A 13,288-nucleotide genomic window follows, 5' to 3' on the forward strand; every position below is an offset into this window, starting at 1 on the left:
GTACTGGATTGCCTTTGACGAGATAAGGAAACACGTCTGCTCGGCCGTATCAAAGCGGCATATCTTGTGGATTTGGCAGGCTCAGGACGAGATGCCCTGTCACTTCTCTTACTCCTGCCAGTAGGGGGTAATTTTGACTTTTCCCAGGAGAAAGCAGGAAGTCTGCTAATCGCCAGGGTAACCAGAGATGGACAAATAAAAAGAAGGTGAAGAATATTGGCCGTCAAAAGAGAGATTCAGGCTTCAGTAAAAGATGAGCAACTTGTGGAAAAACGCAGGAATCAAATGATCCGTGGAGCGGTATCCCTTTTTAAAGAGAAAGGGTTCCATCGGACAACAACGAGAGAAATCGCCAGAGCTGCCGGTTTCAGCATCGGTACTTTGTATGAATATATCAGGACAAAGGAAGACGTGCTTTTTCTTGTATGTGACAGCATTTACGAGCAGGTAAGGAAAAGGTTGAGCAGCATGGACCTGGATAAAGGGACTCTGGAAAGCCTGAAACTTGGAATCGATCATTATTTCAGGATTATTGACGAGATGCAGGATGAAGTGCTTGTCATGTATCAGGAAGCAAAGGTTATGTCAAATGAGGCCCTGCCTTATGTATTAAAAAAAGAATTGGAAATGGTCGGCATGTTTGAGAAACTGATCAGTCGCTGCGTGGAAAACGGAGAGCTCGACATTAGCCATGAGCACCAGCAGCTGTTGGCACATAATATTTTTGTAAAGGGACAAATGTGGGGATTCAGGCGCTGGGCTCTGCAAAAAACATGCTCAATTGATGATTATATCCGCCTCCAGACTGATTTGCTCTTTTCAGGAATCAAAGGTTTTAAGAGACCAGTGGAAGTAGGAGGGTGAAAAAAGTGAATGAATTCTACACACCAAAAAACCATGTCCGATTTATAACAGCCTCGAGCTTGTTTGACGGTCATGATGCCTCCATCAATATTATGCGAAGGATTTTGCAGGCAAGCGGTGCTGAAGTGATTCATCTTGGACATAACCGCTCGGTAGAGGAAGTTGTCAATGCGGCGATTCAAGAGGATGTACAGGGAATTGCCATTTCCTCTTATCAAGGCGGACACGTTGATTATTTTAAATTTATGTATGATTTGCTGAAGGAAAAAGGTGCCCCGCATATCCGTATTTACGGTGGGGGCGGAGGAGTGATCATTCCCCGTGAAATAAAGGAGCTTCATGATTATGGAATTGCCCGTATTTTTTCTCCGGAAGACGGACGTAAACTCGGCTTGCAAGGCATGATCAACCGGATGCTTGAGGAGTGCGATTTTTCAACCGTTGACGATTCCATCGAGGCAGAAGTCAAGCGGTTAAAAGAGGGGAACATGGCGGCTGCAGCCAAATTGATTTCATTGGCTGAAAAACAGGCAGGAGAACAGGGTGAAAATAAATGTACGGGAGTCTTCGCTAAAATCAAGGAAATGGGAAGGGATGCACCGGTTCTGGGGATTACAGGAACAGGCGGTGCCGGTAAAAGTTCCTTGACTGATGAGTTGATCCGCCGGTTTATCCATGAAATGCCGGAAAAGAAAGTGGCCGTATTGTCTGTAGATCCAACCAAGCAAAAGACAGGCGGAGCCTTGTTGGGAGACCGGATCCGGATGAATGCAATTTTTTCACCTCGTGTGTATATGAGAAGCCTGGCAACCCGCGGTTCTAGAAATGAGCTTTCAGAAGCTATCCATGATGCCATCCAAATCGTCAAAGCGCTGGGCGTTGATCTTGTGATTGTAGAAACGAGCGGAATCGGACAGGGAGACGCGGAGATAAGGGAAGTCAGCGATGTTTCCATGTATGTCATGACAAGCGAATTTGGTGCTCCCACCCAGCTTGAAAAAATCGATATGATTGATTTTGCTGATATCATTGCAATCAACAAGTTCGAGAAAAAAGGGTCAGAGGATGCCCGGGATCAAGTAAGGAAACAATATCAGAGGAGCCATATGCTTTTTGAAGCGGATCTGGAAAAGATGCCAGTGTACGGAACGATCGCCAGCCAGTTTAACGATTCCGGTACGAATGCCCTGTTTGCTGCTTTGGTTGATTTGTTGAACGAAAAATGCGGTACAGACTGGAGTGTCTCTTTTTCAATAGAGGAGAAAGTGGAAAAGCAAAGTGTGATCATACCGGCTTCCCGACAGCATTATTTGCGTGAGATTGCCGAGACGGTCCGAAGATACCATAAGCAAGCGGAAGAACAGGTCCAAGCTGCGAGACAGCTATTTCAGATTGAAGGCACAATCAAAGCACTGAAAGATAGAGGGGGGAGCGAGACAATTTCGACAGCCCTTCAGGAATTGAAAGAAGAAACGGCTGAAAGGCTGACCCCCTATACAAAGAACGTCCTGGAGAATTGGGAAAAGACGAAAGAGTCCTATGCAAAAGACCATTTTGTCACGAAAATAAGAGATAAAGATATCGTAACAGAATTAAAGACAAAGAGTTTATCAGGACTTTCCATCCCGAAAGTGGCGCTGCCTTCGTATCAGGATTATGGGGAAATTATAAATTGGGTATATAAGGAAAATATTCCTGGGTCATTCCCTTATACGGCAGGCGTTTTTCCTTTTAAACGGCAAGGGGAAGATCCGAAAAGGCAATTTGCCGGGGAGGGGACACCTGAACGGACGAATCGCCGGTTCCATTATTTATCGAAGGACGATGAGGCAAAGCGGCTGAGCACTGCCTTTGATTCCGTCACTTTATATGGGGAGGATCCGGATTACCGTCCGGACATTTATGGAAAAGTCGGTGAAAGCGGCGTCAGTATCTGTACACTTGATGATATGAAAAAACTGTATGACGGCTTCGACCTTTGTGCACCGTCCACTTCCGTTTCGATGACAATCAATGGACCGGCTCCGATTATCTTGGCGATGTTCATGAATACTGCAATTGAACAGCAGGTAAGGAGAAAACAGGCGGAGCTTGGCCGGGATTTAACCGAAGAAGAATTTGAAGAGGTAAAATGCCAGACATTAAGAACGGTCAGAGGTACGGTTCAGGCTGATATCTTAAAAGAAGACCAGGGGCAGAATACGTGTATCTTCTCTACAGAATTTGCCTTAAGAATGATGGGAGACATCCAACAGTATTTCATTGACCACCAGGTAAGAAATTATTATTCGGTATCGATTTCCGGTTATCACATAGCAGAGGCAGGGGCCAATCCGATTTCACAGTTGGCTTTTACCCTTGCGAACGGATTTACGTATGTGGAATATTACTTGAGCCGAGGAATGAATATCGATGATTTCGCCCCGAATTTGTCGTTCTTTTTCTCAAATGGGTTAGATCCGGAATATACGGTGATCGGCCGGGTGGCAAGAAGGATTTGGGCGGTCGTCATGCGGGAGAAATATGGGGCGAATGAGCGGAGCCAGAAATTGAAATACCACATCCAAACATCGGGAAGGTCGCTTCACGCCCAGGAAATAGATTTCAACGATATCCGGACGACCCTTCAGGCGTTGATGGCTTTACAAGATAATTGCAATTCACTCCACACAAATGCGTATGATGAAGCCATTACGACACCGACGGAAGAGTCGGTCAGAAGGGCGATGGCGATTCAAATGATTATCACAAAGGAACACGGTCTTTCAAAAAACGAAAATCCGCTGCAAGGTTCATTTATTGTGGAGGAGCTGACAGATCTCGTTGAAGAAGCTGTTCTTAAGGAGTTTGAACGACTGAACGACCGTGGGGGCGTGCTAGGTTCAATGGAGACACAGTATCAACGTGGAAAAATCCAGGAGGAGTCGATGTACTATGAAACGTTGAAGCATAATGGGAAACTCCCCATAATCGGTGTGAATACGTACCTAAATCCAAATCCTCCGTCAGAGGAGGATTTGGATAACATTGAATTGGCGCGGGCGACAAAGCAGGAAAAGGAAACGCAGATCCGCAATCTTCGCAATTTCCAGGAAAATAATAAGGATGTAGTTGAAGAGGCATTATCCCGCTTGAAAAAGGTTGCTGTCAGCGGAGGAAACATATTTGCTGAATTGATGGAGACGACCAAAGTAGCAAGCCTTGGGCAAATTACTCATGCTTTATATGAAGTGGGCGGCCAGTACAGGAGAAATATGTAAAAAGCGACGTGCAATACAAGAAGAGGCAGTATTTTATTCACCTAGGGATTTGGTTTAGGCCTGAAGGGGCTGGGCTTTAGATATAGGCAGGAGGATCTCGGCAATGAGATAAAGGAGACAAGGAGGCGGTTTCCAGATGGCATATTCAATGGGTTCAAGGGACGTCGGGACTTCTTGTCTGTCGGCAGGCTCAGTGCGCGACGTCCTGTCGCTTCGCATGCACTAGTACTTCCTGTACGTCGGCAGGCTCAGTGCGCGACGTCCTGTCGCTTCGCTTGCACTAGCACTTCCTGTACGTCGGCAGGCTCAGTGCGCGACGTCCTGTCGCTTCGCTTGCACTAATACTTCCTGTACGTCGGAGCCTATGATGACTTATCGTAGGAGGTGTTATGAAGTGGGCTAATCGCTCGGTGCTGTAACTGGAAAAGAAAAACACTTCAACAAATGTGTTTATGGATTTTTATTTTTCATCGGGATAAAATAAATATAAATCTGATATGACTGGATGTGGGGGTATGAAATTCGGGCTCAAGATAATAGGCTTTTTCATTGCTGCGGCAATTAGTTATTTTTTATATCAAAGCCGTCTTGGTGCGATTCCGTTTCTAGTTACCTCGGTCGTATTATTTTATCTTGGCTATCGTCTCATTCTGGGCTCCGATGAAAACCGGGCGGAAGGGCGGCCGCCTGAATAGGAATGGTGACCACAGCATACCGGCTGTGGTTTTCCTTTTATTATTCTTACATCTGTGTGTTTGGGTTTTTGTTAAGACGCGACCGACAGTTATTTAAATTAAAAATTAATGAATAAAAAGGTGGCATAAAGGAAAGATATTTGTTTATAATGTTGAGTATCTATAAATTAGCATTAAAGGCAACGGCGGGCCTTTTATCAATAGGCGGAAAGGTTGTGCAGGGGATTGAAACTCGAGCAATTATCTATGGATGAGCGTAAAGAAATGTCGTTTATTGAGATTGCACAAAGCATATTGGAAGAAAAAAAACAGGGAATGGCTTTTCAGGAGCTGACAGCAGAGATTGCCAAATTTCTAGAACTGTCGGATGAAGAGTTGCGTTCAAGGATGCTGCAATTTTATACGGATTTGAATGTCGATGGCAGTTTCCTGGCATTGGGGGACAATCAGTGGGGGTTGCGTGAGTGGTATCCATTTGACCAAGTGGATGAGGAAGTCATTGCTCCGACACCAACTAAAAAGAAAAAGAAGAAATCGAAAGCTGCCTTGGAGGATGACGACCTGTTATTGGATATCGAAGATGAAGAACTTGATTTTGACGATGAAATAGAAGACGATATCGAAGAAGACGAGAGCCTGGAGGCCCTTCGGGAAGAAGAAGCCGATTTTGAAGATGAAGATGAAGAGCTGCTTGATGATGATGATTATGATTTGGATGATGATGAAGATGAGTTAGATTTGGAAGAAGAGGAGGAAGAGGAGGAATAGGAGGAATAGGAGGAATAGGAGGAATAGTTCTTGACTTCTCACCTTTCAGTATGTAGAATTTTACTTGGGCTCCTTGAAAAAGGACTGACTAACAATACGCAACGCTCCCTTACTTTTGTAGCGGAGCGTTTTTTATGTTTTTGACATGATGGATACCATTATGACATGCGGCGTACCGTGGCTGAAGCTATTTAGCTTTATCATGCTGACGGGCGCTTGCCTTTTTGCATTTTTTTGGTTATCCGGCTTAAAGATGTGGAAACATAGGGACAGGATGAAGGAGGAAAAATTGTGTCAAAATATATTTTCGTAACCGGTGGTGTAGTTTCCTCACTTGGGAAAGGTATTACTGCCGCATCACTTGGACGTTTACTTAAGAACCGCGGCTTGAATGTGACGATTCAAAAGTTCGATCCCTACCTTAACGTGGATCCAGGAACAATGAGCCCGTATCAGCACGGTGAAGTGTTTGTGACGGAAGACGGTGCTGAAACTGATTTGGACCTTGGGCACTACGAACGTTTCATCGACATCAACCTCAATAAATTCAGCAATATCACGACAGGAAAAATATATTCGGAAGTCATTAGAAAAGAGCGCCGGGGCGATTATAACGGAGGTACTGTCCAGGTCATTCCCCATATTACAAATGAGATCAAGGACCGTATTTACCGTGCAGCGGAGAAAACCGAAGCCGATGTTGTCATAACCGAGATTGGTGGAACTGTCGGTGATATCGAATCGCTTCCATTCCTTGAAGCGATCAGGCAAATGAAAAATGATGTGGGCCGTGACAATGTCATGTATATTCATTGTACACTTGTCCCTTATCTTGAAGCAGCTGGTGAAATGAAGACAAAACCGACACAGCACAGTGTAAAAGAGCTAAGAAGTCTGGGAATCCAGCCTAATGTTATTGTTGTGCGCACGGAAATGCCGATTTCCCAAGATATGAAAGACAAGATCGCTTTGTTCTGTGATATCGAAAAAAATGCGGTTATAGAAGCTCTGGATGCAAGCACACTGTACTCTGTTCCACTTTCCCTTCAAGAACAGCATCTGGATCAAATCGTCTGTGATCATTTGAAGCTTGTTTGCCACGAAGCTGATATGGCTGATTGGAAACAATTAGTGGAAAAAGTACAGAACCTGTCCAATACAACAAAGATTGCTTTGGTTGGAAAATATGTGGAATTGCCGGACGCATATATATCCGTGGTAGAGGCGTTAAAACATGCAGGCTACGCGTTCGATTCAGACATTGAAGTCAAGTGGCTCAACGCGGAGCTCGTAGCAGAAGAAAATGCTGAGGAGCTGCTGGGTGATTGTGACGGAATTCTTGTACCTGGCGGATTCGGTGACCGGGGCATTGACGGGAAGATTGCTGCAATCAAATATGCCCGTGAAAATAAAGTGCCATTTTTGGGAATTTGCCTTGGCATGCAGCTGGCTTCCATTGAATACGCTCGGAATGTTGTTGGAATCGAAACAGCCAACTCATCTGAAATCAATCCTACAACTGACCATCCTGTTATCGACCTTTTGCCGGATCAGGATAAGATAGTTGATCTTGGTGGAACATTAAGGTTAGGCCTTTATCCATGCAAGCTGAAGCCGGGGACAAAAGCGCATGAAATGTACCAGGAAGATTCAGTCAGCGAACGTCACCGCCATCGTTACGAATTTAACAACGAATACCGTCAACAAATGGAAGAAGCCGGATTTGTTTTCTCTGGTACAAGCCCAGACGGAAAACTTGTGGAAATTGTGGAAGTTGCAGATCATCCTTGGTTTGTCGCAAGCCAGTTCCATCCGGAATTCACATCCCGTCCAACAAAACCACAGCCGCTTTTTAAAGGATTTATCAAAGCGGCCTTGGGAAAATTGGACTAATTATAACCATTGAAGATCTTCTTTATTGATTGCTTCCCCTCCTGGAGGGCAGGATTAACTTGCTAATTTATATAGAAATTTTATACTAATTATATATTCTTAAAAAAACTGCCCAAAGATCTGGGCAGTTTTATTCATTTTCATAAAGAATTTCATCCACTGAAAATTTTAAAGCATGATAAATATATAAGGCGGCAATTAGGGAGGGGAAAACAACTCTCGATCCGTCTTCAGATGGAAGGATTGACCGGATAACCTGAGTGTTGATATGGACATCCGCCATATCTGACAAATCCTCGCCAGGCTCTCCCTTAATGGCGGATACAGAAACAAAAGGGACGCCTTTTTCCGTAAGTTCCCGGCCAAGGGAGACAGCTTCAGGACTGTCGGAGAAGCGGGAAAAGACAATTGCGCGGTCCGTATGGCTCAAGGCGTCCGTTTGAACTAGAGCTTCAGCATTTATCAGAGGCTCTGCCCCTTCCAATGCTTCATGGACAACCCCTTCCATTTCACTGAATCCCTTGATATATATTTTACCCTCGCCGACAGGGGCCTGGGCTAATAGTCTCGCTCCGTCCTCCAATTCCATTGCTTCTTTTTCCTTTATTTTTAAAAACAATCCGGTAAGCTGAGTCGACAACATTTTTAACATAAAAATACTTCCTTTCATACAAGCGGATATCACTATTATAGATGTCCCGAGTTGGGAAAAAAAGAGAAGACGGTGGGAGAAGGTGGAAATGATATATATCTTTAGAAGGAAATATTGGCTTGGACAGCGAAAGGATATACGACAAAGAAAAAAGGTAAATTGAAACCGAAAATGTTGATTTGGGGTGGTTATTAGAATATCAATTTAATAAAGGGGGATTACATTGAGGGAGAAAGTGTTGATAGTTGATGATCAATTTGGGATACGGACCTTATTGAATGAAGTTTTACAAAAGGAAGGATATGAAATTTTTCAGGCTGCAAACGGTTTTCAGGCTCTGAGCGTAACTGAGCAGCATGCTCCGGACCTTGTACTTCTGGATATGAAAATTCCAGGTATGGATGGGCTGGAGATATTGAAAAAAATGAAGGAAATCAATCCGGACATCAGAGTTCTGATTATGACAGCGTATGGTGAGCTGGATCTTATTGAACAAACAAAAAAATTAGGAGCGCTCGCCCATTTTTCCAAGCCGTTTGATATTGAAGAGATCCGTTCTGCAGTAAAAAAATATTTGTTGGTCAACTCAGACCAGACCACTACATAAAATTTCCATTTAAAAATACCTGCATCGTTGGTATTGTAGTAAATTATTTGATATGATGATACTGCAAAAAAACGATGATGTTTCTATTGGGTCAGGCCCAATATTAAAGGAGGAAAATATTTTGCCTTTAGTATCAATGAGAGAGATGTTACATAAAGCAAACGAAGGAAAATATGCGGTTGGTCAATTCAATCTGAACAACCTTGAATTCACACAGGCCATACTGCAGGCAGCACAGGAAGAGAAATCACCTGTCATTTTGGGGGTTTCGGAAGGCGCAGCACGTTATATGGGAGGCTTTAAACTGACAGTCCGGATGGTGGAAGCACTAATGGAAGAGTACGGTGTAACGGTACCGGTAGCCATTCATCTGGATCACGGTTCAAGCTTCGAGATGTGTGCCAAAGCCATACATGCAGGTTTCACGTCTGTCATGATTGATGGGTCTCATCTACCACTTGAGGAAAACATTGAATTGACAAAGAAAGTGGTTGAGCTTGCTCATATGTTTGGTGTTTCAGTAGAAGCAGAGCTAGGAAGAATTGGTGGACAAGAAGACGACCTGACAGTCGATGATGCAGAAGCTTCCTACGCAATCCCTGAAGAATGTGACCGTCTCGTCAGAGAAACGAAAGTGGATTGCTTTGCCCCTGCCTTGGGCTCTGTACACGGTCCTTATAAAGGAGAGCCTAAATTGGGTTTTGACCGTATGGAAGAAGTAATGAAGCTGACGGGTGTTCCTCTAGTACTTCATGGTGGAACAGGAATACCACTTAAAGATATCCAAAGGGCGATCTCCCTTGGAACAGCAAAAATCAATGTAAATACAGAAAATCAGATTGCTTCCTCAAAGCGTGTGCGTGAGGTCCTGGCTGAAAACCCTGATATGTATGATCCGCGTAAGTACCTAGGCCCTGCCCGTGAAGCTATCAAAGAAACCGTCATGGGCAAAATGCGTGATTTCGGATCATCAGGAAAAGCTTGAAATCTTTGATTGGCTTCGGCAAGCCCGATGAACTTATGTCTCAAGGGCTAGGTCGTGAAGTAATCTTCTTATAAAAAGTATAGATATAGAGAACAATGAAACCGCCTGGCTAATCTTGGCGGTTTCCATATTATACAAACGCAGACGACATTCTAGCTGCGAAGATATAATGGTAGCTGCCTTCATTTTTTCAGAATCAATTGGCGGCGTTCTTGAAAGTTAAACTTTCTCCTTCCTGCCGCTTCGTCAGCACCAAATCTAAACCTGATAATACTACAAAAGGGGTTGTGCCGATTGAAGTTTTTCCTTGATACAGCAAACATTGATGAAATAGAAAAAGCGAACGAGTTCGGAATCATAGACGGAGTTACGACAAATCCTTCATTGGTCGCAAAAGAGGATGTTTCTTTTCACGATCGCCTGAGAGAAATCACCGAAATAATTCCAGGTTCTGTCAGTGCTGAGGTAATTGCGCTTGATGCGGAAGGAATGATCAAAGAAGGAAGGGAACTGGCTGCCATTGCTCCAAATATCACTGTTAAAATTCCTATGACCCACGACGGGATGAAAGCGGTCAGCGTACTGTCCAAAGAAAATATAAAAACGAATGTTACACTTATTTTCAACTCCAATCAGGCTCTAGTTGCAGCCCGGGCCGGGGCCACTTATGTTTCCCCATTTATCGGTCGTTTAGATGATATCGGGCATAGCGGAGCGGAAATTATCTCCGAAATCGCTGACATATTCTCAATCCACAATCTGGATACACAAATCATTGCTGCTTCCATTCGTCATCCGCAACATGTGACAGAAGCTGCATTAAATGGTGCCCATATTGCAACATTGCCATATAAAGTGCTTGTTCAGCTGTTTAAGCATCCGTTGACTGACTTGGGAATCGAATCTTTTATCCGTGATTGGGAAGCGAGAAAAAGCAAGTAACAATTTTTGTGATTTAAAATCTCTAAGTCTACATGTTTCGCCAATCTTTGTTTATAATAAGGGGTATAGTGTCTTTTTTCGAAAAATATTTACCTTATCAATGCCTGAAAGGAAGTCAAAAATGGAGAAGCTAAAGATTGCTGGCGGTTATCCGTTAAAGGGAACAATAAAAGTGAGCGGTGCAAAAAACAGTGCTGTCGCTCTTATACCGGCTACCATTCTGGCAGATTCCCCTGTGAAGATCGAAGGTCTACCCGACATTTCGGATGTTGATACATTGAGCGGATTGTTAGAAGAGATAGGCGGCAAGGTCATGCTTCATGACGATGTTATGCATGTAGATCCCACAAATATGATCTCCATGCCTTTGCCGAACGGAAAAGTAAAAAAATTGAGAGCATCTTATTATTTAATGGGTGCTATGCTCGGACGCTTCAAAAAAGCTGTTATCGGCTTGCCCGGGGGCTGTCATCTTGGACCTCGCCCAATAGACCAGCATATTAAAGGGTTTGAAGCTTTGGGTGCTAAGGTAACCAATGAACAGGGGGCTTTATACCTTCGAGCAGATGAATTGAACGGTGCCCGAATCTACTTGGACGTTGTAAGTGTCGGTGCTACCATCAATATTATGCTTGCCGCAGTGAAGGCAAAAGGACGGACAGTTATAGAAAATGCTGCCAAAGAACCTGAAATTATTGATGTAGCAACCTTGTTGACTAACATGGGTGCCAAAATCAAAGGAGCGGGAACGGATGTCATCCGGATCGATGGAGTAGATCGGCTGCACGGGTGCCAGCATACGATCATTCCTGACAGAATAGAAGCTGGAACTTTTATGATCTTAGGTTCGGCTATCGGGGAAGGCGTATTGATCGATAATATCATTCCTCACCATATGGAATCTCTTACGGCCAAATTAAGAGAAATGGGTGTCCCGATTGAAACAAGTGACGAACAGGTTTTTATCGGAAAAAGTGACAAACTGAAGCCAGTGGATGTCAAAACGCTTGTATATCCAGGTTTTCCGACTGATCTGCAGCAACCTTTCACCTCTTTGCTGACAAAAGCGGAGGGTTCTTCTATTGTCACGGATACCATTTATTCCGCTCGTTTCAAACATATTGATGAGCTGCGAAGAATGAATGCCAATATAAAAGTGGAGGGGAGCTCAGCCATTGTTAATGGTTCAAGTGTCCTCCAAGGAGCAAAAGTCAAGGCATCCGACCTCAGGGCGGGGGCAGCCCTTGTTATTGCGGGCTTAATGGCAGAAGGGATTACCGAAGTGACCGGACTGGAACATATTGACAGGGGCTACAGCGGATTAGTGGACAAATTAAATGGTCTCGGTGCCACCATTTGGCGTGAAAAAATGACGGAACAGGAGATTGAACAACTAAAAAGCTCCTAAAAACTTCCCAGCCTTTTCTATGAATGGCAACGATATGCAATACAGAAAATGGCAGAAATATGATATACTTTTACTTCAGGGTAATCTAGTAAGATTGCTGCCAATGACGGGAGGAAAGTCAATGGAAAGAAGTTTAACTATGGAACTCGTAAGAGTGACAGAAGCAGCCGCACTCAAATCAGCAAGATGGATGGGCCGCGGGATGAAAAATGAAGCGGATGATGCTGCTACCACTGCAATGCGGAATGTTTTTGATACAATCCCGATGCAAGGTACAGTGGTAATTGGTGAAGGAGAAATGGACGAGGCTCCAATGCTTTATATCGGTGAAAAGCTTGGAACCGGACAAGGGCCGAAAGTCGATGTAGCCGTTGATCCACTAGAAGGCACTTCAATTGTGGCTTCCGGCGGATGGAATGCTCTGTCTGTTATCGCCATCGCTGACGCAGGAAACCTTCTTCATGCCCCGGATATGTATATGGAAAAAATAGCGGTCGGACCTGAAGCGGTAGGAAAAATCGACTTGAATGCCTCAGTTACGGATAATTTGAAAGCAGTGGCGAAGGCAAAAAATAAAAATATCGAAGATGTCGTGGCAACCGTGCTTAACCGCCCGCGCCATGAAAAAATTATTGCGGAATTGCGCGAAGCCGGTGCCCGGATTAAGCTGATCGATAATGGGGACGTTGCCGGAGCGATCAATACAGCTTTTGACCAGACGGGTGTTGACATATTGTTCGGTACGGGCGGTGCTCCTGAAGGTGTAATAGCCGCAGCAGCGCTCAAGTGTCTCGGAGGAGAACTTCAAGGCAGACTTGTCCCTTCCAATGATGCTGAAATAGAACGATGCAAGAAAATGAATATTGATGTAAATCAAGTGTTCCGGATGGAAGATTTAGTGAAGGGCGATGATGCCATATTTGCCGCTACTGGAGTAACAGATGGCGAATTATTGAAGGGCGTTCAATTTACAGGCTCTTACGGATCTACCCATTCCATTGTTTTGCGTGCTAAATCGGGTACTATCCGCTTTATCGAAGGCCGCCATAGTCTGAGCAAAAAACCAAATATGGTTGTGGAATCATGATTCTAGGAGGGATGTATTCCCTCCTTCATAACTTTTAGGTTGTAACACAACGCCATGGTCATTCTTCCTATTCTTCATGTGAAATGCACTCAAAACAATCCTTCCACTTTCTCAACATAAATGTTAT

The 13,288-nt window shown here is 44.1% G+C and carries 11 protein-coding genes; 10 read left to right on the forward strand and 1 reads right to left on the reverse strand.

What is annotated here, in order from left to right; genetic code table 11:
* The first annotated feature begins 216 nt into the window (after positions 1-216).
* The 5 genes from C509_RS0118400 (at position 217) to C509_RS0118425 (ending at position 7,480) form a co-directional block, all read left to right on the forward strand.
* On the forward strand, positions 217-864 hold the full coding sequence (locus tag C509_RS0118400; RefSeq protein WP_018708401.1) for a TetR/AcrR family transcriptional regulator: 648 nt from the start codon (positions 217-219) through the stop codon (positions 862-864).
* Between the two features lie 5 nt (positions 865-869).
* Positions 870-4,124 carry a fused isobutyryl-CoA mutase/GTPase IcmF gene (gene icmF, locus C509_RS0118405; RefSeq protein ID WP_018708402.1) on the forward strand — a complete coding sequence of 1,085 codons (3,255 nt, stop codon included), beginning with the start codon at positions 870-872 and terminating at the stop codon, positions 4,122-4,124.
* Between the two features lie 515 nt (positions 4,125-4,639).
* Entirely contained in the window at positions 4,640-4,819 is a 180-nt protein-coding gene (locus C509_RS24270; RefSeq protein WP_018708404.1) for a hypothetical protein, read from the forward strand.
* A 225-nt stretch (positions 4,820-5,044) separates the two neighbouring features.
* Positions 5,045-5,587 (forward strand): DNA-directed RNA polymerase subunit delta, encoded by a 543-nt coding sequence (gene rpoE / locus C509_RS0118420; protein ID WP_026319962.1) that lies wholly within the window; start codon positions 5,045-5,047, stop codon positions 5,585-5,587.
* A gap of 291 nt (positions 5,588-5,878) precedes the next feature.
* Entirely contained in the window at positions 5,879-7,480 is a 1,602-nt protein-coding gene (locus C509_RS0118425) for a CTP synthase (protein ID WP_018708407.1), read from the forward strand.
* A gap of 130 nt (positions 7,481-7,610) precedes the next feature.
* Here the strand turns inward: C509_RS0118425 and C509_RS0118430 are convergent, their stop codons facing one another.
* Positions 7,611-8,132: a DUF2529 domain-containing protein gene (locus tag C509_RS0118430; RefSeq protein WP_018708408.1), complete on the reverse strand. Its 522-nt coding sequence runs from the start codon at positions 8,130-8,132 to the stop codon at positions 7,611-7,613.
* A 223-nt stretch (positions 8,133-8,355) separates the two neighbouring features.
* Here C509_RS0118430 and C509_RS0118440 point away from each other — a divergent pair, with 223 nt between their 5' ends.
* The 5 genes from C509_RS0118440 to glpX all read left to right on the forward strand — a co-directional run bounded on the left by C509_RS0118440 (position 8,356) and on the right by glpX (position 13,161).
* On the forward strand, positions 8,356-8,739 hold the full coding sequence (locus tag C509_RS0118440; RefSeq protein ID WP_018708409.1) for a response regulator: 384 nt from the start codon (positions 8,356-8,358) through the stop codon (positions 8,737-8,739).
* A 121-nt stretch (positions 8,740-8,860) separates the two neighbouring features.
* A complete protein-coding gene (fba, locus tag C509_RS0118445) occupies positions 8,861-9,724 on the forward strand; it encodes a class II fructose-1,6-bisphosphate aldolase (protein WP_018708410.1) in 864 nt (287 codons plus the stop codon).
* 294 nt (positions 9,725-10,018) lie between these two features.
* Complete coding sequence (gene fsa / locus C509_RS0118450) at positions 10,019-10,666, forward strand: fructose-6-phosphate aldolase (protein WP_018708411.1); 648 nt, start codon at positions 10,019-10,021, stop codon at positions 10,664-10,666.
* A gap of 121 nt (positions 10,667-10,787) precedes the next feature.
* Entirely contained in the window at positions 10,788-12,074 is a 1,287-nt protein-coding gene (locus tag C509_RS0118455) for a UDP-N-acetylglucosamine 1-carboxyvinyltransferase (protein WP_018708412.1), read from the forward strand.
* Between the two features lie 121 nt (positions 12,075-12,195).
* The gene (glpX, locus tag C509_RS0118460; protein ID WP_018708413.1) at positions 12,196-13,161 is read left to right on the forward strand and encodes a class II fructose-bisphosphatase; all 966 of its coding nucleotides are present in this window, start codon (positions 12,196-12,198) and stop codon (positions 13,159-13,161) included.
* Positions 13,162-13,288 lie beyond the last annotated feature (127 nt).

This window comes from Siminovitchia fordii DSM 16014 = CIP 108821, from assembly GCF_000374565.1.
GTDB classification, from domain to species: Bacteria; Bacillota; Bacilli; order Bacillales; family Bacillaceae_C; genus Siminovitchia; species Siminovitchia fordii.

What these genes read in the sequence shown, in the direction of transcription:
- C509_RS24270 (WP_018708404.1), top strand. Translation starts at nt 4,640, where the DNA reads ATGAAATTCGGGCTCAAGATAATAGGCTTTTTCATTGCTGCGGCAATT.
- C509_RS0118430 (WP_018708408.1), bottom strand. Translation starts at nt 8,132, where the DNA reads ATGTTAAAAATGTTGTCGACTCAGCTTACCGGATTGTTTTTAAAAATA.
- C509_RS0118455 (WP_018708412.1), top strand. Translation starts at nt 10,788, where the DNA reads ATGGAGAAGCTAAAGATTGCTGGCGGTTATCCGTTAAAGGGAACAATA.
- glpX (WP_018708413.1), top strand. Translation starts at nt 12,196, where the DNA reads ATGGAAAGAAGTTTAACTATGGAACTCGTAAGAGTGACAGAAGCAGCC.